The organism is Micromonospora sp. NBRC 110037 (assembly GCF_001652995.1).
Classification (GTDB): Bacteria; Actinomycetota; Actinomycetes; order Mycobacteriales; family Micromonosporaceae; genus Micromonospora; species Micromonospora chalcea.
The window spans coordinates 102,250-120,411 of sequence record NZ_BBVA01000006.1 but is presented as its reverse complement, the minus strand read 5'-3'; the positions used below and the strand labels follow the sequence as shown (position 1 = coordinate 120,411).

Genomic DNA, 18,162 nt, shown 5'->3' with positions numbered 1-18,162 from the left:
ACGCGGCTCGCCACAATTCGCATCCGGCCACACAAACGTCGTTCGCCCAGGAGCGATCCGACGAATGAGCTGGGGTGCCTGGATTCGAACCAGGAGCTCAAGGCTCCAAAGGCCTGCGGGTTGCCGTTACCCCACACCCCATCGCTATGTCAAGACCTACGGATCAGCGACTTTTCCTTGCGCCTCGTCCGTGATCCGGAACAGCTCGGCGATCATACCTTCGATCTGCCAGTAGAGCTCGCGACTGCGGGGCACCGTGATCACAAGGCATCCGTGATAGGTGTCGCCTGTGTTCCGCCGCGGCGTGGTCGGGTTGTGCCGCTTGAGCACCGTGCGGCGAAACCGCTCGGCGGGCAGTCGCAGCCGCCGCACCCACCAACGCACAGCCGCCTCCGCGTCCGCTGACTCGTGGATGCTCACCCGGTAGGTCGGCACGGTCCGGTCCACGCCGCACACTTCGAGGAAGCGGAGGAAGAGGGCCAGCAATCCCGGATCGGTGTTGACGAACTGGACCGTCACCGGTCGACGCCAGGGCTTCGACTTGGCGCCCTCGCACCAGTAGATCGCGGCGCCCAACATCAGCAGATCCCGCTCACCGAGCCCGCCGACCACCCCGGCGGACCTGGCGTGTTCCGCGGCCTGCGCGGCGTCCCGCGACTCCCGGTACGCGCTCCAGCGCGCCTCCGTCATCGCTCGTGAATGGGCACGTCGCCGCTCGGCCGTCGCGTCGTCCGGGTTCAACGGCAGGTGCCGCACCCACTGGTACGCGGTCGACTTCGCCACGCCGAGCTGCTCCGCGATCTGGTTGACGGATCGGCCGGCCGCCCGCAGCCGCAGCGCCTCGGCGCGGTCGTCGTCACGGGCACGGGGCCGGCGGGTCCACTCCGGCGGCGGGACGCCGCGCAGCAGCGCGTACACCCGATCGCGGCCGATGCCCAGGCGGGCCCGGATGTCGGCGACGGAGAGCTGCTCCTCGACACGCAGGCGGCGCGCCTCGGCGGCGAGTGGGTCGACCATGGACCGAACTTAGAACGTACGTACGACAACGAGGCGTCCGGTCGGACCGCGTACGCCTCGCCTGGCAGGATGGGGCGGGTGACCGACGTTCCCGGCAGTGACCGCGCCCGGCGGCGGCCCGCGCCGGCGGCGAAGCCGTCCCGGGTGCGGATGTCCGCGACGCAGCGGCGCGAGCAGTTGATCTCGATCGCCCGGCAGATCTTCGCCGAGCGCGGCTTCGACGCGACCTCGATCGAGGAGGTGGCGGCGCGCGCCAAGGTGTCCAAGCCGGTGGTCTACGAGCACTTCGGCGGCAAGGAAGGGCTCTACGCGGTGGTGGTGGACCGGGAGGTCCGGGCCCTGCTGGACCGGATCACCACGGCGCTGACCGCGGGCAATCCGCGGGAGCTGCTGGAGCAGGCCGCGTTGACGCTGCTGACCTACATCGAGGAGGAGACCAGCGGGTTCCGGGTGCTGGTCCGGGAGTCGCCGCTGATGTCGGCGACCGGCAATTTCAGCAGCGTGATGAACGACGTGGCGCACCAGGTGGAGCACATCCTGGCGGGCGAGTTCTCCATCCGGGGGTACGACCCGAAGCTCGCCGAGCTCTACTCCCAGGCGCTCGTGGGCATGGTGGCGTTGACCGGGCGCTGGTGGCTGGAGGTGCGCAAGCCGCGCAAGGAGACGGTGGCGGCGCACCTGGTGAACCTGGCCTGGAACGGGTTGTCGCACCTGGAGTCGAAGCCCGGGCCGATCCCCCGGGGCTGACGCCGCGTCAGCGCAACAGCCGCGTCAGCGCTCGCCGATCGGGTGGTAGCGGCGCTGCCGTTCCTCCTCGGCGTGCTCGGCGGTGCCGACCTTGTCGTACAGGCCGGTGGCGAGCAGGATCAGCCCGAACAGCAGCGACACGATGACCGTGGACATCGAGAAGTTGAGGAAGTTCGCCGAGGTCTGCAGCACCGACATCATCAGGATGCCGGTGACCAGGAAGACCACGCCGGCGGTGAGGTTCATGTAGTGGCCGAGATTGGTGCGGCGGGACGCGCCGACCAGCAGGACCGCGCCGAAGACGACCGAGACCAGCGAGAAGGCCAGGTTGGTGCGCAGGCCCAGCGCCCAGTTGCTGCCCCGGCCGAACAGCCCTTCGCCCCAGGTCAGGAAGACGCCGTAGACGCCGAAGACGAGGATGTAGAGGCCGATGAGCCCGGACAGCACCCGGTAGAGGGGCCGCGCGGGGTGGTTCACCGGGAAGTGCGCCATGGTGCCCTCCAGTCGTGCGACTGATTCGGGGCAATTGTCGCCTGGGTTGTCCGTTCGCGTCCGGAAAACACCGAAGGCCCGGCGCGCGGCGCGCCGGGCCTTCGTACGAGGAGGGATCAGAGCACCAGGCGGGCCTTCTGCCATGCCTCGTGCTCCTCGTCGGAGCCGACCTTGCTGTACATGCCGGCCATCAGGAGCACCAGCGCCAGGGTCAGGACCACGACGTCGGTCATGATCGAGAAGTTGAAGATGTTGACGTCGGTCTGCAGGAACGCCAGCGAGCCCAGGCCGATCACCATCAGGGTGTAGGCCAGCCACTGGTTGATCGCCACGTCGAGGTTGCGGCCGATCGCGGTGCCGACCAGGATCACGACGCCGACGAGCACCGACACCAGCGAGAACGCCATGTTGGTGCCCTGGCCGAGAACCTTGGTGTCGTCCTGGGCGAAGAAATCGCCACCGGCGCTGGCGATGACGCCGAGGCCGCCGAAGACGACGAAGTACAGACCAACGATCCCGCCGATCGCCCGGTAGATCGGCCGCGCGGGGTGGTTGACGGGGGTGTGGGCCATCTCTGCGTCTCCAAAAGACCGTTCGGACGAGGGTTCCACCGGTGATTGTCCCGTACGCCGGTCAGTGACGCCGCACACCCCCCACCCCGGCGGCAGGTCAGCCGCCCGGCAGCTCCTCGGCCAGGGCCAGCCAGGTCTCCTCGGTGCGGTCCCGCTCGGCCCGTACCTCCTTGAGCTGTGCGTCCAGCTCGGCGACCCGGGCGTAGTCGGTGGCGTTCGCGGCGAGCTGCTCGTGCAGGGCCGCCTCCTTCTGTTCCAGCTTGGCGATCTGCCGTTCCAGCCGGTTGAGTTCCTTCTTCGCCGTGCGTACCTCGGCGGCGGACATGCCCTCGCGTTCCGGCGCCGCGGTGGCCGGGGTGAGGTCGGCGGGCGCCGGGCCGCCGGCCGCGGCGGCGCGCGCCAGGTACTCGTCGACGCCGCCGGGCAGGTGCACCAGCCGGCCGTCGCCGAACATGCCGTACGCGACGTCGGTGACCCGCTCGATCAGGTAGCGGTCGTGGCTGGCCACCACGATCGTGCCGGGCCAGGAGTCGAGCAGGTCCTCCAGCGCGGCGAGCGTGTCGGTGTCCAGGTCGTTGGTGGGCTCGTCGAGCAGGAGCACGTTGGGTTCCCCGGCGAGCAGCCGCAGCATCTGCAGGCGGCGGCGTTCCCCGCCGGACAGGTCGCTCACCGGGGTCCAGAGCCGCCGGTCGTCGAAGCCGAAGATCTCGGCGAGCTGGGCGGCGCTGATCTCCCGGTCGCCGAACTGCACGCGCCGGGCCACCTCTTCGACGGCTTCCAGCACGCGCAGGTGGCCGGGGAGTTCGGCGAGTTCCTGGGAGAGGAACGCGGGCCGGACGGTCTGCCCGGCGGCGAAGCGCCCGCCGTCGGGGCCGGTCACCCCGGCGAGCATCCGCAGCAGGGTGGTCTTGCCGGCGCCGTTGCGCCCGAGGATGGCCACCCGGTCGCCGGGCCCGACCTGCCAGGTGGTGTCGTGCAGGATCTCCTTCGGGCCGGCGTGCAGCCGCACGTGTTCGAGGTCGTACACCTGCTTGCCGAGCCGGGCGGTGGCGAGCCGTTGCAGCGACATGGTGTCGCGGGGTTCCGGGACGTCGGCGATGAGCGCGTTCGCCGCGTCGATGCGGAACTTGGGCTTGGAGGTGCGCGCCGGGGCACCGCGGCGCAGCCAGGCGATCTCCTTGCGGAGCAGGTTCTGCCGGCGGGCCTCGGTGGCGGCGGCCACGCGCTGCCGCTCGACGCGGGCCAGCGTCCACGCGGCGAAGCCGCCCTCGTACGCCCGGACGGTCTGGTCGGCGACCTCCCAGGTGGTGGTGCAGACGGCGTCGAGGAACCAGCGGTCGTGGGTGACCACGACGAGCGCGCCCTTGCGGGTGACGAGGTGCCGGGCCAGCCAGTCGACGCCACCGACGTCCAGGTGGTTGGTGGGCTCGTCGAGGACGAGCAGGTCGGCGTCGCGGACCAGCAGCGCGGCGAGCGCGACCCGGCGGCGTTCCCCGCCGGACATCGGGCCGACCGGCGTGTCCAGGCCGAGGTGGGGCATGCCGAGGCCGTCGAGGATGGCGCGCACGCCCGCGTCGCCGGCCCACTCGTGCTCGGCGCCCATGCTCTCGCCGAGCCAGGCGGTGCCGAGCACGACGTCCCGCACGGTGAGGTCGGGGGCCAGGTCCAGGCGCTGCGGCAGCCAGGCGACGCGCAGGTCGCGGCGGTGGGTGACGCGGCCGTCGTCGGGTTCCTCGGTGCGGGTGAGCAGCCGCAGCAGCGTCGACTTGCCGGCGCCGTTGAGGCCCACCACGCCGACCCGGTCGGCGTCGTCGAGGCCGAGCGAGACGTCGGTGAGCAGCGGCCCGGCGGCGCCGTACCCCTTGGACACCCGGTCCAGGTTGACGATGTTGGCCATTCCCCACCTTTCACGACTCAGGCGTCCCGGGGCCCGGGACGCCTGAGTCAAGGGTACGGGGCGTCAGACCACGCGGGCGCCGGCGACCGGTCCGTGCGCGACGCGGGCCTCCCGGCACACCCCGGCGGCGGTCAGCTCGGCGGCGATCCGCCCCGCGTCGGACTCGCCGGCGGCGAGGAAGACGCAGGTGGGTCCGGAGCCGGAGACGATGCCGGCGAGCGCGCCGGCGGCCTCGCCGGCCTTGAGCGTCTCGGCCAGCGACGGGCGCATGGTCAGCGCGGCGTCCTGGAGGTCGTTGCCGAGCGTGGCGGCGAGGACCCGCGGGTCGCGTTGGCGCAGCGCGGCGAGCAGCGCGTCGGTGCTGCCCAGCGGCGTCCCGGCGGCCCCGGCGTCGCGTAGCCGGTCCAGTTCCCGGTAGGCGGCCGGGGTGGACAGGCCGCCGTCGGCGATCGCCACCACCCAGTGCCAGGAGGTGGGGCGGGCGAGCACCGGGCTGACCGTCTCGCCGCGGCCGGTGCCGAGCGCGGTGCCGCCGTGGATGAGGAACGGCACGTCGGAGCCGAGGTCGGCGGCGATGCCGGCCAGTTCGTCGCGGGACAGCCCGGTGCCCCAGAGCGTGTCGCAGGCGACGAGCGCGGCGGCGGCGTCGGCGCTGCCGCCGGCGAGCCCGCCCGCGAGCGGGATCTGCTTGCGCAGGTGCAGCCGGGCGTGCGGGGCGACGCCCGCGTAGCCGGCGAGCGCGTGCGCGGCGCGCAGCGCCAGGTTGGTGTCGTCCAGCGCCAGCTCCCCGGCGCCCTCGCCCTCCATGGTGAGGGTGAGGGTGTCGCCGCGCCGGGCGGTCAGCTCGTCGTAGATGGAGATCGCGTGGTAGACGGTGTTCAGCTCGTGGTAGCCGTCACGGCGCAGCGGTCCCACCCCGAGATGCAGGTTGACCTTGGCGGGCACCCGCACCTTGACCGGGCCGCTGGCCCCGCGCCGCTGCCCGTCCTCGTCCTCCGGTCGCCATGCCTCGGTCACCGGGTGCGCTCCCCTGGACGCGGGCGGATGTCGAACGGCTTCTGCACGGTCAGCTCCTCGGCGGGGTCGGGCAACGGCGCCAGCCTACTGCTCGGCGGCGGAGCCGTCGGGGGCCGACGCGGCGATGGCGGCGAACTGCTCCACGGTGAGCGATTCGCCGCGTGCGGACGGGTCCACGCCGGCCGCGGCGAGCGCCGCGGCGGCCCGGTCCGCGCCGCCGGCCCAGCCGGCCAGGGCGGCGCGCAGCGTCTTGCGGCGCTGCGCGAACGCGGCGTCGACGACGGCGAAGACGGCCTTCCGGGGTACGTCCGGCCGGGGCGGTTCGCGCCTGGTGAACGCGACCAGACCGGAGTCGACGTTCGGCACCGGCCAGAACACGTTCGGCGGGACCTTGCCGGCGGCCCGGGAGCGGGCGTACCAGGCGAGTTTGACCGACGGGATGCCGTACACCTTGGAGCCGGGACCGGCGACGAGCCGGTCGGCGACCTCCTTCTGCACCATCACCAGGCCGTGCCGCAGTGTGGGCAGCTCGGCGAGCAGGTGCAGCACGACCGGCACGGCGACGTTGTAGGGCAGGTTCGCCACCAGCGCGGTCGGCGCCGGGTCGGCCAGGTCGGCGGCGGTGACCCGCAGCGCGTCGGCTGGGTGGACGGTGAGCCGCCCGGCGGCCTCGCCGGCGAAGCGGGCGGCGGTCTCCGGCAGCGCGGCGGCGAGCACCGGGTCGAGTTCCACGGCGTGCACGTGCGCGGCGACCGGGATCAGGGCGAGCGTGAGCGAGCCGAGGCCGGGGCCGACCTCCAGCGCCACGTCGTCCGGGGTCAGCCCGGCGGTGGTGACGATGCGGCGCACTGTGTTCGGGTCGTGCACGAAGTTCTGGCCGAGCTTCTTGGTCGGCGTGACGCCGAGGCGCGCGGCGAGTTCCCGGATCTCCGCCGGGCCGAGGAGTCCGGTCACGCCCCGTAGCGTAAGCGCCCCCGCCCGAGGGGAAGGAAGGGCCCCTTCTTAACGCCTCGCGATATGGAGGGGCCCCTTCTTAACGCCACGGGCCGAACGCGCGCTCACCGTTGGTGGAGATGGCGGCGCAGAGGGTGTCCAGGTCGGCGCCGGTGGTCTCGGCGAGGAAGCGGACGGTCAGCGGGATCAGGTACGAGGCGTTGGGCCGTCCCCGGTGCGGCATCGGGGTGAGGTACGGCGCGTCGGTCTCCACCAGCATCTGCTCCGGCGGGGTGACGGCGGCGGCCTCGCGCAGCGCGGCGGCGCTGCCGAACGTGACGGTGCCGGCGAAGCTGAGCAGGAAGCCGCGCCGGACGCACTCGCGGGCGAAGTCGGCGTCGCCGGAGAAGCAGTGCATGACCACGGTGTCCGGGGCGCCCTCGTCGTCGACGACGCGCAGCACGTCGGCGTGCGCGTCGCGGTCGTGGATGACCAGCGCCTTGCCGTGCCGCTTCGCGATGGCGATGTGTGCCCGGAAGCTCTCCTCCTGCGCGGCCCGCCCCTCCTCGCCGGTACGGAAGAAGTCCATCCCGGTCTCGCCGACGCCCCGGACCCGGTCCCGGCCGGCGAGCGTCTCGATCTCGCGCAGCGCCTCGTCCAGGTCGGCCAGCCGGGGCGCCTCGTTCGGGTGCAGCGCGACGGTGGCGAGCACCGCTGCGTACCGGTCGGCGACGTCGGCGCCCCACCGGGACGAGTCGACGTCCACGCCGACCTGGACCAGCCGGTCCACGCCGGCCCGGGCGGCGACGGCGATCGCGGCGGCCACCGGGTCGTCGCCGGAGGCGCCGCCCGGCGGTGTGCCGAACTCGCCGACGGTGATGTCGAGGTGGGTGTGGCTGTCCGGCACGGGTACGGGCAGCGGCTCGGGTGCGGGCGGGAACTCCCCGGCCCGGCGGGCGGCGCGCTGCTTGCGGGTCTCGGTCTGCTCGGTCATCGCGGCCAGCATCACACACCGGCCCGGTGCGGCGTTCCCGGACCGCCACCGGCCGTTCACACGCCCCACATCTGGCGGGCTTAGCGTCCCGGAGTGACAGTCACCGACCATGCCGGTGGGCCCGCCTCCGACCGGGCCGGGTTGCGCGTGACGTACGCCGGCCGGGTGCACCCGGCCGAGGAGATCGCCCGGGGCGCGGCGTACGAGCTGTTCAGCGCCGACGAGGCACCTGGCTTCGAGTGGTGTCCCCGGCCCGGGGGCGGCTATCCGTGGCGCCGGTTCGTGCACGCGACCGAGGTGGACGCGGTGCACGGGGGCCCTGGGACGGTCGACGAGACGGACGCGCCGCTGCTGATGCCGGTGCACCGGGACCGGGGTTGGGCGTACGTACACCGGCTCAGCCAGCAGCCGGGGGCGGCGGGTGACCCGACGCTGGCCGCGGTGCGGGCCTCGGCGGTGATCCGGCCGGGCACCCGGATGGTGAAGGTGCTCTCCGCCCGGCAGCTCGCCGGCTACGTGCGGGGGTGGCTGCCGCACGGCTTCTGCTACCGGGAGCACGACGTGGCGCACCTGCGGACGCCAGCCGGGATGGCGGTGCTGCGGGGCGACTCCGAGGGCGGTGACGTGGCGTACGCGCTGCGCTGGCGGGCCGCCGACCCGGCCGACTACGACGTGCCGGTGGGCGAGGCGCACCGCGGCCTCATGGCGTTGCCGCCCCGGGACCGGCTCGGGCCGCCGGTGCTGGGCACCGGGTTCGTGCCGAGCAGCGCGCAGCTCGTGCCGGAGTTCGTCACCCGGGAGTTCGCCGACCTGCCGATGCCGGCGAACGCCACGCTGCTGGCCTACCCGGCCGAGGGCGTGGAGGTGGTGCTCTACACCTACCAGGCGGAGCAGCGGGGCTGGCTGCGCCTGGCGGGTCCGCAGTGGCGGCACCTGCTCGCCGCGGTGCCCGGCCTGGCCGCCGATCAGGAGTACGTGCCGACCGGCGAGGCGCCGCGCTCGACCCGGCTCGTCGGCACGTACGCGGGTTCGGAGTACGAGGCGGTGGCCGACCAGCCGGGCGGGTTCCGGGTGCTGGCGATGACCCGGGCGGCCCGCTACCCGGTGGACGCGGCGGCCCGGCGGCTGCGCACGGCGACCTGGCGCGGGGCGCCGTGCCTGGTGCTGCGGGAGGAGGGTGGCTGGCTGCGGTTGCGGCTGCGCCGCCCGGATCCGGACGCGGTGGCCGCGACCGGCGCGCAGTGTCTGGAACGCGGCGTGTACGAGGTCTGGGCGCCGGGCGGCGAGCTGACCGACGACCGGGTGGTGGACCTGCCCTATCCGGCCCGGCACGAATAGACGGGGGCAGGTCGGGAAGCCGTTGGGGTCCGAGAAGCCCGCGCTGAGGGGGAATCCCGACATGCCTTTCGTCACCGTCGGTACGGAGAACTCCGCACCCATCGACCTGTACTACGAGGATCACGGTTCCGGTCAGCCGATCGTGCTGATCCACGGTTTCCCGTTCAACGGGGCGACCTGGGAGAAGATGAGCGGTCCGCTGCTGAACGCCGGGTACCGGGTGATCACGTACGACCGGCGTGGGTTCGGCAACTCCGCGCAGCCGGCCATGGGCTACGACTACGACACGTTCGCCGCCGACCTGGACGTGTTGATGACCGAGCTGGACCTGCGCAACGCGATCCTGGTCGGGCACTCCATGGGCACCGGTGAGGTGACCCGCTACCTGGGCGCGTACGGGTCGGACCGGGTGGACCGGGCGGTCCTGCTGGCCCCGTTGGCGCCGTACCTGCTGAAGACGCCCGACGACCCGGAGGGCGTCGACAAGAGCATGTTCGAGGGGTTCCAGAAGGCGATCATCCAGGACCGGTTCGCCTACCTGACCCAGTTCTGCGACGCGTTCTTCAACGCCAGTGAGAACCGGGGGAAGCTGGTCAGCGACGAGGCGTACCACGCGCACTGGCAGATCGGCGCGCAGGCGTCGGCCAAGGGCACCCACGACTCGGTGGACGCCTGGCAGACCGACTTCCGCGGTGACCTGCCGAACATCGACGTGCCGGTGCTGATCATCCAGGGCGACAAGGACAACGTGCTGCCGTTCCCGGTGACGGGCCAGCGGCTGGTGAACATGCTGTCCGACGCCAAGCTGGTCACGCTGAAGGGTGCGCCGCACGGCACGCCGTGGACCCATCCCACCGAGGTCAACAAGGCCATCATGGAGTTCATCGGCAAGCCGAGCATGGCGACCGCCTGATCCGGCGGACGATCGCGGCCCCGGGGAGATCCCCGGGGCCGCGGTTCGCGCGCGTGCTCAGCCGGTCAGCCGGGCCAGCTCCTCCTCGACGATGGACGGGTCGAGCTTGCGGAACACCGGCTTCGGCGCCGCGAGCGGCCGGCCCACTTCCAGGGGTACGGACTCCCAGCGCGCCCCGACCGTGTAGTCACCGGTCAGCACCGGGTACGACGGCCCGCCGTCGAGGTCGTCGACCTCCTCGATCACCGGCATCGGGGCGTGCGTGCCGGTGCCGCCGAGCAGCTCGTGGATCTTCTGGGCGGAGTGCGGCAGGAACGGGGTGAGCAGCGTGTTGGCGTCGCTGACCACCTGGAGCGCGACGTGCAGGATGGTGCCCATGCGGGGCTTGTCGTCCTCGCCCTTGAGCTTCCAGGGCGCCTGCTCGGAGAGGTACTTGTTGGCCTCGGCGACGACCTTCATGGCCTCGCCGATGGCCTGCTTCTGCCGGTGCCGGGCGATCAGGTCGCCGACGGTGGCGAAGCCCGCCTTCGCGGTGTCCAGCAGCGCCTGGTCGGCCTCGGTGAGCCCGGCCGGGTCGACCGGTGGGACGGCGCCGAAGTTCTTCGCCGCCATCGACACCGACCGGTTGACCAGGTTGCCCCAGCCGGCGACCAGTTCGTCGTTGTTGCGGCGCAGGAACTCGGCCCAGGTGAAGTCGGTGTCGTTGCTCTCCGGGCCGGCCACCGCGATGAAGTAGCGCAGCGCGTCGGCGTCGTAGCGCTCCAGGAAGTCCCGGACGTAGATGACCACCTTGCGGGAGGAGGAGAACTTCCGCCCCTCCATGGTGAGGTATTCGCTGGACACGACCTCGGTGGGCAGGTTGAGCCGGCCCAGCTCGCCCGGCTCGCCGTCGCGGGCCCCCTCACCGGAGTAGCCGCCGAGCAGCGCCGGCCAGATCACCGAGTGGAAGACGATGTTGTCCTTGCCCATGAAGTAGTAGGAGCGGGCGTCCTTCCCTTCCCCGTCCGCCGACCACCACTTGCGCCAGGCCTCCGGGTCGCCGGTGCGGCGGGCCCACTCGATGGACGCGGACAGGTAGCCGATGACCGCGTCGAACCAGACGTAGATCCGCTTGTCCGGCCGGTCCCGCCAGTCGTCCAGCGGGATCGGCACGCCCCACTCCAGGTCGCGGGTGATGGCCCGGGGCTGGAGGTCGTCGAGCAGGTTGCGGGAGAACCGCAGCACGTTCGGGCGCCAGCCCTCGCGGTTGTCCAGCCACTGCCGCAGCGCGTCGGCCAGGGCGGGCAGGTCGAGGAAGAAGTGCTCGGTCTCGACGAACTCCGGCGTCTCCCCGTTGATCTTCGACTTGGGGTCGATCAGGTCGATCGGGTCGAGCTGGTTGCCGCAGTTGTCGCACTGGTCGCCGCGCGCGCTGTCGTAGCCGCAGATCGGGCAGGTGCCCTCGATGTAGCGGTCGGGCAGCGTCCGGCCGGTGGACGGGGAGATCGCGCCGGTGGTGACCTTCGGGACGATGTAGCCGTTGCGGTACAGGCCGGTGAACAGCTCCTGCACCACGGCGTAGTGGTTGCGCGTGGTGGTGCGGGTGAACAGGTCGTACGACAGGCCCAGCGCCCGCAGGTCCTCGGCGATCACCCGGTTGTAGCGGTCGGCCAGTTCGCGCGGGGTGACTCCCTCGGCGTCGGCCTGCACCTGGATCGGGGTGCCGTGTTCGTCGGTGCCGGAGACCATGAGCACGTCGTGGCCGGCCATCCGCATGTACCGGGCGAAGACGTCGGAGGGAACGCCGAATCCGGATACGTGGCCGATGTGGCGCGGGCCGTTGGCGTAGGGCCAGGCGACCGCGGCGAGAACGTGACTCATGAGCAGCAAGCCTAGTGATTGCGGTGGGCGGGCCGCGAACCAATGGGCGGCAGGCGCCGGCCGTACGTCCGATTTGTCGCCGACACGCGGCGTGAGCTTCACCGCAAGCCGGGCGTACCGGTGTGAAATGAACATCGTGACCAACAGACCAGCGGCGCCGGAGCCGTCGGCGGCCACCACCCGGCGGGCGCGACCCGCCCCGGCGGGCGCGCCCGTCGCGCCGCAGCCCCGGCTCGACCCGGCGGACCCGCCGGTCGAGGTGGAGCCGACCACCGGCGCGCCGGTGGACGCGGTGCCGAGCCGGGTGCCGGTGCGGCAGCCCCGCTGGCAGCGTAGGGCCGCGCAGGCGGGCGGCTGGGCGCCGATCGAGGAGGTGCACTGGGACGGCACGCCGCTGCGCGACGAGCCGCACCCGCTCCCCGCCCGGCCACCGGGCCGGCGGGCGCCGGCCCGCCCGGTCCTCCCGCCGACCCCGCCCGTCGGCCTCGCCGTGCTGCTGGCGTTGAGCCTGCTCGCCGCGTTCTTCGCCTGGGTGAGCGCGGGGCCGTTCTGGCTGGCCGCGGGGCATTCGACAGGCGGCACCGTGATGATCACCGAGTGCGCGGGCGGCGGGCTCACCCAGCGTTGCCGGGGGATCTTCCTGGCCGACGGCGACCGGTTCCAGGCCCACGGTGTACGGGTCAGTGGCGTACCGGCCGGGCGGACCGCCACCGGCACCCTGCTGCCGGCCCGGATGACCGGGCCGGACGGATCGACCGCCTACGCGGACACCGGCCCCGGACAGCACCTGCGCTGGCTGCTCGGGCTGGCGCTGGTGGCCGGGTGCGCCGCCGGGATCGCCCGGTGGACCGGCGCGACCCGGCTCGCGGACGAGCGGCAGCGGCGCTGGGCGGTCGGCCTGGCGCTGGCCGGGCCGGCGCTGATCACCGTCGGGTTCCTGGCCGCCGCCTGGTGAGGTGAGGTGTTAAAAGGGGGCCCTTCCTCTACCGCAGGCGTTAAGAAGGGGCCCTTCCTTTCAGCTGTGCACCACCGCGTACACCTCGCGCCGTCGCAGCCCGTACGCGGTGGCGACCTCGGTGATCGCGTCGCGCCGGGACAGCCCGGCCGCCTCGCGCTCGGCCACCGCGGCGCGCAGCGTGTCGTCGTCGGGCCGGACCGCAGGCGTGGCCGGCGCGCCCGCCACGACGAGCGTGATCTCACCCCGGGGATCGCCGTCGGCGGCCCACTCGGCCAGCTCGCCGAGCGGACGGCGGACCACCTCCTCGTACGTCTTGGTCAGCTCGCGGCAGAGCGCGGCGGGCCGGTCGGCGCCGAACGCCTCGGCCAGGTCGGCCAGCGCGCCGGCGATGCGGTGCGGCGCCTCGAAGAACACCAGCGTGCGGTCCTCGGCGGCGAGCGCCCGCAGGCGGGAGCGGCGGGCGCCGGGGGTACGGGGCAGGAAGCCCTCGAAGCAGAACCTGTCGCAGGGCAGCCCGGACAGCGCCAGCGCGGTGGTGACGGCGCTCGGCCCGGGCGCGGCGGTGACCGGCACGCCCGCGTCCAGGGCGGCCCGGACCAGCCGGTATCCGGGGTCGGAGACGCTCGGCATGCCACCGTCGGTGACCAGCGCGACCGTGTAGCCGGCGACGAGCACCTCGGCCAGCTCCGGGGTGCGCCGCTCCTCGTTGCCCTCGAAGTAGGAGACGATCCGGCCGGGCACCGTCACGTCGAGGTCGCGGGCGAGCCGGGTGAGCCGCCGGGTGTCCTCGGCGGCGACCACGTCGGCGACGGCCAGCACCTCCCGGAACCGGGCGGACGCGTCGGCCGGGTTGCCCAGCGGCGCGCCGAGCAACACCAGCCGTCCGACCTCGGACATTTCCCCCACGGCGCGTGCTCCCTCATCGATGGTCGTACCAATTTCGGAGACGATGGACGCCACCGGGCACCCTCGCAGCCTACGATCGCCGGGTGACGAGTGCGTCGACAGCACAGAGCGCGAACCCGGACCCTTCCACCGCCGAGCGCGGCGACGGCAACGGGGGCGGGCTGCCCGCCGCCGTGCGGCGCCGGCTCGCCACCGTCGACGACCGCATCGGTCGGGGGCAGGCGTGGCTGGCCACAGCCGTGGTGGTGGCGATCGCGGCGATCCTGCGCTTCGTGGGGCTCAGTTTCCCGCCCGGCAAGGTCTTCGACGAGACCTACTACGCCAAGGACGCGTACGGGCTGATCGACCGCGGCGTCGAGTGGAACTACAAGGACAACGGCCCCTCGTACGTGGTGCATCCACCGCTGGGCAAGTGGATGATCGGGATCGGCGAGTGGGCCTTCGGCTACCAGGACGCGGACAGCGGCGTCTCGGTGCCGGGCCACCTGATCACGACGTCGCCGGAGTTCGGCTGGCGGTTCGGCGCGGCGGTGGCCGGCACACTGTCGGTGCTGCTGCTGGTCCGCATCGGCCGGCGGATGTTCCGGTCCACGGTGCTGGGCTGCGCGGCGGGCCTGCTGCTCGCGCTCGACGGGTTCCACCTGGTGCTGTCCCGCACGGCCATCCTCGACATCTTCCTGCTGCTGTTCGTGCTGGCCGCGTTCGGCGCGCTGGTGCTCGACCGGGACGCCCGGCGACGGCGCTGGACGCGGGCCCTGGAGGCCGGGCTCGACCCGACCCGGCCGGGGCGGGCCGGGCGGCCTCCGTCCGGTTGGCGGAACTGGCCGTGGTGGCGGCTGGCGGCCGGGGTGCTGCTCGGCTGTGCCTGCTCGGTCAAGTGGAGCGCGATCTACTTCGTGCCGGCGTTCGCGCTGCTGGTGCTGTTCTGGGAGGTGGGCGTCCGCCGTTCGGCCGGGGTTCGCCGTCCGTGGCGTGACGCGGTGCTGGACGAGCTGCCCTGGCTGCTCGCGGCCGGCGTGCTGATGGTGGTCACCTACGTCGCGACCTGGTCGGGCTGGCTGCTCAGCGACGAGGGCTACTACCGCCTGGCCGAGCGCTACCCGAACAACCCGGAGCTGAGCGACACCCCGTTCATCGGGGCGCTGAACAACCTGTGGGAATACCACAAGGCCTCGTACGGCTTCCACACCCAGCTCGACGACCCGCACAAGTACCAGTCCTGGCCGTGGCAGTGGCTGCTGCTCGGCCGCCCGGTGGCGTTCCACTGGTCCGGGGACGGCAGTTGTGGCGCGCCGAGCTGCGCGTCGGAGGTGCTGCTGCTGGGCACGCCGCTGCTGTGGTGGTCGTTCCTGCCGGCGATCGCCGCGACCGCCTGGCTCGGCCTGGCCCGGCGGGACTGGCGGGCGGGCGCGATCCTGCTCAGCATCGCCGCCGGCCTGCTGCCGTGGTTCTGGTTCGCGCTCGACGGCCGGACGATGTTCTCCTTCTACGCCGCGCCCGCGGTGCCGTTCCTGGTGCTGGCGGTGGTCTATGTGCTCGGCGCGATCACCACTCCGGCGCCGGTAACCGCGACGACCGCTACGGCCGCGCCGCCCGATCCGCAGCAGCTGCGGGATCGGCGGATGGTGGGCGGGATCATCGCGGGCGCCTACGTGTTGCTGGTGGCGCTCTGTTTCGCGTACTTCTACCCGATCTTCGTGGGCCGGGTGCTGCCGTACGCGGAGTGGTCGGCGCGGATGTGGCTGGACGGCCGCTGGATCTAGAGGCGCGGGCGCCGGCACAAAGAAGCGCGCCCCGATCGCCTGCCACGGGGGAAGCGGGCGATTGGGGCGCGCAAGACAGAGCTTAACCACACTCCGGCACGGGCACAACGGGTGCGGGCCGGTCAGATTTGCGACGGGCACGCCACTGCCGAAAGGTTCACCTCCGGCATCTAACAGTGGGTCATCCTGCGGGAACATAACGGGTTCGATCTCCGGCGCCAGGCAGGAGCGGAGGGACGCCGGACCCGGATGATCTTCCAAAGTGGATCTCACTACACTTCGCCCGGTGATCAACAAGAGACGATCGACGATTGTCCTCTTCGGACTGCTGACGGCCGCCGCGCTGATCGGACCGAGCCCCGCCGGGGCCGACGACGAGACCTCCGAGCCCGTCGCCGAGCCACCCAAGGTGGAGCTGGTCCTCGACGTCAGTGGCTCGATGCGGGCCCGGGACATCGACGGGCGCAGCCGGATCTCCGTCGCGCAGCAGGCGTTCAACGAGGTGGTCGACGCCCTGCCGGACGAGACACAGCTCGGCATCCGGGTGCTCGGCGCCACCTACCAGGGCAAGGACAAGAAGCAGGGCTGCCTGGACACCCAGCAGATCGTGCCGGTCGGCCCGGTGGACCGTACCCAGGCCAAGGCCGCCGTCGCCGGGCTGCGACCGACCGGTTTCACACCGGTCGGGCTGGCGCTGCGCTCCGCCGCGCAGGACCTGGGCACCGGCAGCACCGCCCGCCGGATCGTGCTGATCACCGACGGTGAGGACACCTGCGCCCCGCCCGACCCGTGCGAGGTGGCGCGCGAGCTGGCCGCCCAGGGCACCCGGCTCGTCGTGGACACGCTCGGCCTCGCCCCGGACGAGAAGGTACGCAAGCAGTTGCTCTGCATCGCCGGCGCGACCGGCGGCACCTACACGGCGGCGCAGAGCGCCGACGAGCTGACCGGCCGGATCAAGCAGCTCGTCGACCGGGCCCGGGACACGTACACGGCCACCCCGGCGGTGGTCGGCGGCGGCGCGGCGTGCCAGGGCGCGCCGCTGCTCGCCCCCGGCGTCTACAGCGACCGGGAGGCGTTCTCCGAGCACCGCTGGTACCGGGTGCCGGTGCGGCCCGGCCAGGAGCTGCGCGCCTCGGTGAGCGTCGCGCTGGACCGGCCGGTCAACCCGGACTACGGCGTGCTGCTGCGCGCCACCGCGCCGGACGGGCGGGAACTGGTCCGCGGCGTCGACGCCGGAAGCGGGCGCACCGACGTGGTCTCCGCCGGACTGCGCTGGTCGGCCGCCGAGGAGGAGGACGACGACGGCCCGAGCCCGGAGCCGAGCCCCGGCGCGGAGCAGGCCGTGCGAACCGTCTGCCTGGTGGTCAGCAACTCCTTCGCGGCCAAGCCCGGCACGCAGACCCAGCCGGGTATGCCGGTGGAGCTCACGGTCGACGTGGTCGCCGCCTCCCCCGCCCCGGACGGGCCGGACCTCGGCCGCGGCTGGGTGCTGCTGCTCCTGCTCACGCTGGCCGGACTGCTCACCGGGCTGGTCGCCGGACTGCTCACCCGCTGGTGGGTGCACACGTGGAGGGTGAACTGAGCATGCGTACGCTGATCCGCGCCGCGGCGGCGACCACCGCCGTCGGTCTCGCGCTCACCCCGGCGGCGGCCCTGGCCGCGCCCAGTCCGTCACCGGGCGCGACCACTGTGACCAAGGCCGGCACCTCGTTCCTCACCGCCACCACCGTCACCGCCGGGCAGCCGGTGCAGGTGGGCGCGTCGACCGGCGACCACCTGTACTGGTCGTTCCGGGCCGACGCCGGGCAGGTGCACGAGATCACCGCCACCGTCACGTTCCCGAAGCGACGCACCGGCGCGTCCACCTGGACCGTCGACGTCTTCGACGGGCTGCGCCGCCGGCAGGCGTGCACGGCCGGCGCACAGACGCCGACAGCGGACGCGGCGGCCACGAGCGTGGCGCTCGGCTGCACGCTGCGCCGGGTACGGCCGTGGGCCGAGCCGTGGTCGGGCGACCCGCTGCCCGGCACCTACTACGTCCGGCTCTCCGTCACCGACCTGCCCGAGCCCGACCTCGGCCTGCCGGTCGAGGTGGAGATGCTCGTCGGCGCCACCGACGAGGTCGGCGCGTCCGGCGACGACGGCGAGCTGGCCGCGCCGCTGGTGCCGAACACCAGGGCCGGCACGGTGCTGGCCGCCGAGCCGACCCCCGAGCCGGTGGCCGAGGAGGAGACCGACCTGACCGGCTGGCTCCCCGACGCGGGCTCGCGCTGGGTGTGGACCGGCGTGGGCGGCGTGCTCGCCGCCGTGGCCGGCGTGGTGGGCTTCGCGCTCACCCGGCGGCCCCGCCGCGGCTGAAGGACCACTCCCGGTGGCCGTCGTGAACCCGACACGACGGCCACCGGGAGCTCAGATCGTCCTCGAGCCGCGCGGCACCCAGCCGATGAACCGGTCCTGGAGCGCGGTGACCGGCACGGAGCGCAGATCCTGCGTGGCCGCGGCCAGGCAGGAGCCGAGATAGACGCTCAACGACGCCCGATCCACCTGGTACTCGCTCAGCAGGTGGTGACGTTTCGTGGCGCAGGGCCATTCGTCACCGCACGAGCCGCAGGTCCAGTCGGGGGTCACCGGCACGTGCTCGCCGTCCCGCCTCCCCGGTGCCTCCGCGCCACGCGTCATCCGCCGCTCCTTCCCTGTTCGGAATCGTGGTCGTGATGGGCCGGTTGCCTCCCCGCAACACACCTTCAGCGCCACC

General features: G+C 73.0%; 17 protein-coding genes and 1 tRNA gene. 7 read left to right on the top strand and 11 right to left on the bottom strand.

What is annotated here, in order from left to right; translation table 11 throughout:
• Positions 1-69: 69 nt before the first annotated feature.
• Positions 70-141, bottom strand: a tRNA-Gln gene (locus A4R25_RS18990).
• A gap of 15 nt (positions 142-156) precedes the next feature.
• The gene (locus A4R25_RS18985) at positions 157-1,017 is read right to left on the bottom strand and encodes a helix-turn-helix domain-containing protein (RefSeq protein ID WP_064447613.1); all 861 of its coding nucleotides are present in this window, start codon (positions 1,015-1,017) and stop codon (positions 157-159) included.
• A 78-nt stretch (positions 1,018-1,095) separates the two neighbouring features.
• Between A4R25_RS18985 and A4R25_RS18980 the strand changes: the two genes are divergently transcribed.
• The gene (locus A4R25_RS18980; protein ID WP_043326808.1) at positions 1,096-1,764 is read left to right on the top strand and encodes a TetR/AcrR family transcriptional regulator; all 669 of its coding nucleotides are present in this window, start codon (positions 1,096-1,098) and stop codon (positions 1,762-1,764) included.
• A gap of 24 nt (positions 1,765-1,788) precedes the next feature.
• On the opposite strand, the gene A4R25_RS18975 is transcribed toward A4R25_RS18980, so the two are convergent.
• The 6 genes from A4R25_RS18975 to A4R25_RS18950 all read right to left on the bottom strand — a co-directional run bounded on the left by A4R25_RS18975 (position 1,789) and on the right by A4R25_RS18950 (position 7,681).
• The gene (locus A4R25_RS18975; protein ID WP_043326810.1) at positions 1,789-2,256 is read right to left on the bottom strand and encodes a DUF4383 domain-containing protein; all 468 of its coding nucleotides are present in this window, start codon (positions 2,254-2,256) and stop codon (positions 1,789-1,791) included.
• A gap of 116 nt (positions 2,257-2,372) precedes the next feature.
• A complete protein-coding gene (locus A4R25_RS18970; RefSeq protein ID WP_043326811.1) occupies positions 2,373-2,828 on the bottom strand; it encodes a DUF4383 domain-containing protein in 456 nt (151 codons plus the stop codon).
• Between the two features lie 97 nt (positions 2,829-2,925).
• Complete coding sequence (locus tag A4R25_RS18965; protein ID WP_064447612.1) at positions 2,926-4,725, bottom strand: ABC-F family ATP-binding cassette domain-containing protein; 1,800 nt, start codon at positions 4,723-4,725, stop codon at positions 2,926-2,928.
• 63 nt (positions 4,726-4,788) lie between these two features.
• Positions 4,789-5,742, bottom strand: a complete 954-nt coding sequence (locus tag A4R25_RS18960; RefSeq protein WP_064447611.1) for a 4-(cytidine 5'-diphospho)-2-C-methyl-D-erythritol kinase — start codon at positions 5,740-5,742, stop codon at positions 4,789-4,791.
• A gap of 84 nt (positions 5,743-5,826) precedes the next feature.
• Positions 5,827-6,696, bottom strand: coding sequence for a 16S rRNA (adenine(1518)-N(6)/adenine(1519)-N(6))-dimethyltransferase RsmA (gene rsmA / locus A4R25_RS18955; protein WP_064447610.1), 870 nt, complete (start codon positions 6,694-6,696; stop codon positions 5,827-5,829).
• A 79-nt stretch (positions 6,697-6,775) separates the two neighbouring features.
• Positions 6,776-7,681 (bottom strand): TatD family hydrolase, encoded by a 906-nt coding sequence (locus A4R25_RS18950; RefSeq protein WP_064447609.1) that lies wholly within the window; start codon positions 7,679-7,681, stop codon positions 6,776-6,778.
• Positions 7,682-7,762: 81 nt separating this feature from the next.
• Here A4R25_RS18950 and A4R25_RS18945 point away from each other — a divergent pair, with 81 nt between their 5' ends.
• The gene (locus A4R25_RS18945) at positions 7,763-9,007 is read left to right on the top strand and encodes a hypothetical protein (RefSeq protein WP_064447608.1); all 1,245 of its coding nucleotides are present in this window, start codon (positions 7,763-7,765) and stop codon (positions 9,005-9,007) included.
• 61 nt (positions 9,008-9,068) lie between these two features.
• Positions 9,069-9,920, top strand: coding sequence for an alpha/beta fold hydrolase (locus A4R25_RS18940; RefSeq protein WP_043326820.1), 852 nt, complete (start codon positions 9,069-9,071; stop codon positions 9,918-9,920).
• 57 nt (positions 9,921-9,977) lie between these two features.
• Here A4R25_RS18940 and metG read toward each other — a convergent pair whose 3' ends face one another.
• Positions 9,978-11,780 carry a methionine--tRNA ligase gene (metG, locus tag A4R25_RS18935; RefSeq protein WP_064447758.1) on the bottom strand — a complete coding sequence of 601 codons (1,803 nt, stop codon included), beginning with the start codon at positions 11,778-11,780 and terminating at the stop codon, positions 9,978-9,980.
• Positions 11,781-11,907: 127 nt separating this feature from the next.
• Between metG and A4R25_RS18930 the strand changes: the two genes are divergently transcribed.
• A complete protein-coding gene (locus A4R25_RS18930) occupies positions 11,908-12,735 on the top strand; it encodes a hypothetical protein (RefSeq protein ID WP_205796080.1) in 828 nt (275 codons plus the stop codon).
• 60 nt (positions 12,736-12,795) lie between these two features.
• Here A4R25_RS18930 and rsmI read toward each other — a convergent pair whose 3' ends face one another.
• Positions 12,796-13,635 (bottom strand): 16S rRNA (cytidine(1402)-2'-O)-methyltransferase, encoded by an 840-nt coding sequence (gene rsmI / locus A4R25_RS18925; protein WP_064447607.1) that lies wholly within the window; start codon positions 13,633-13,635, stop codon positions 12,796-12,798.
• A gap of 92 nt (positions 13,636-13,727) precedes the next feature.
• Here rsmI and A4R25_RS18920 point away from each other — a divergent pair, with 92 nt between their 5' ends.
• The 3 genes from A4R25_RS18920 (at position 13,728) to A4R25_RS18910 (ending at position 17,765) form a co-directional block, all read left to right on the top strand.
• Positions 13,728-15,407, top strand: coding sequence for a dolichyl-phosphate-mannose--protein mannosyltransferase (locus A4R25_RS18920; protein WP_064447606.1), 1,680 nt, complete (start codon positions 13,728-13,730; stop codon positions 15,405-15,407).
• Between the two features lie 286 nt (positions 15,408-15,693).
• Positions 15,694-16,989, top strand: a complete 1,296-nt coding sequence (locus A4R25_RS18915) for a VWA domain-containing protein (RefSeq protein WP_043326826.1) — start codon at positions 15,694-15,696, stop codon at positions 16,987-16,989.
• Between the two features lie 2 nt (positions 16,990-16,991).
• Positions 16,992-17,765 (top strand): hypothetical protein, encoded by a 774-nt coding sequence (locus A4R25_RS18910; protein WP_064447605.1) that lies wholly within the window; start codon positions 16,992-16,994, stop codon positions 17,763-17,765.
• Positions 17,766-17,816: 51 nt separating this feature from the next.
• Here A4R25_RS18910 and A4R25_RS18905 read toward each other — a convergent pair whose 3' ends face one another.
• Positions 17,817-18,086 (bottom strand): hypothetical protein, encoded by a 270-nt coding sequence (locus A4R25_RS18905; RefSeq protein ID WP_043326829.1) that lies wholly within the window; start codon positions 18,084-18,086, stop codon positions 17,817-17,819.
• Positions 18,087-18,162: the final 76 nt, after the last annotated feature.

Bases quoted from the DNA above. Each gene is read 5' to 3' on its own strand.
- A4R25_RS18965 (WP_064447612.1), bottom strand. From the start codon at position 4,725: ATGGCCAACATCGTCAACCTGGACCGGGTGTCCAAGGGGTACGGCGCC.
- A4R25_RS18950 (WP_064447609.1), bottom strand. From the start codon at position 7,681: ATGCTGGCCGCGATGACCGAGCAGACCGAGACCCGCAAGCAGCGCGCC.
- A4R25_RS18975 (WP_043326810.1), bottom strand. From the start codon at position 2,256: ATGGCGCACTTCCCGGTGAACCACCCCGCGCGGCCCCTCTACCGGGTG.
- metG (WP_064447758.1), bottom strand. From the start codon at position 11,780: ATGAGTCACGTTCTCGCCGCGGTCGCCTGGCCCTACGCCAACGGCCCG.
- A4R25_RS18910 (WP_064447605.1), top strand. From the start codon at position 16,992: ATGCGTACGCTGATCCGCGCCGCGGCGGCGACCACCGCCGTCGGTCTC.
- A4R25_RS18970 (WP_043326811.1), bottom strand. From the start codon at position 2,828: ATGGCCCACACCCCCGTCAACCACCCCGCGCGGCCGATCTACCGGGCG.
- A4R25_RS18905 (WP_043326829.1), bottom strand. From the start codon at position 18,086: ATGACGCGTGGCGCGGAGGCACCGGGGAGGCGGGACGGCGAGCACGTG.
- A4R25_RS18940 (WP_043326820.1), top strand. From the start codon at position 9,069: ATGCCTTTCGTCACCGTCGGTACGGAGAACTCCGCACCCATCGACCTG.
- rsmI (WP_064447607.1), bottom strand. From the start codon at position 13,635: ATGTCCGAGGTCGGACGGCTGGTGTTGCTCGGCGCGCCGCTGGGCAAC.
- A4R25_RS18930 (WP_205796080.1), top strand. From the start codon at position 11,908: ATGAACATCGTGACCAACAGACCAGCGGCGCCGGAGCCGTCGGCGGCC.
- A4R25_RS18985 (WP_064447613.1), bottom strand. From the start codon at position 1,017: ATGGTCGACCCACTCGCCGCCGAGGCGCGCCGCCTGCGTGTCGAGGAG.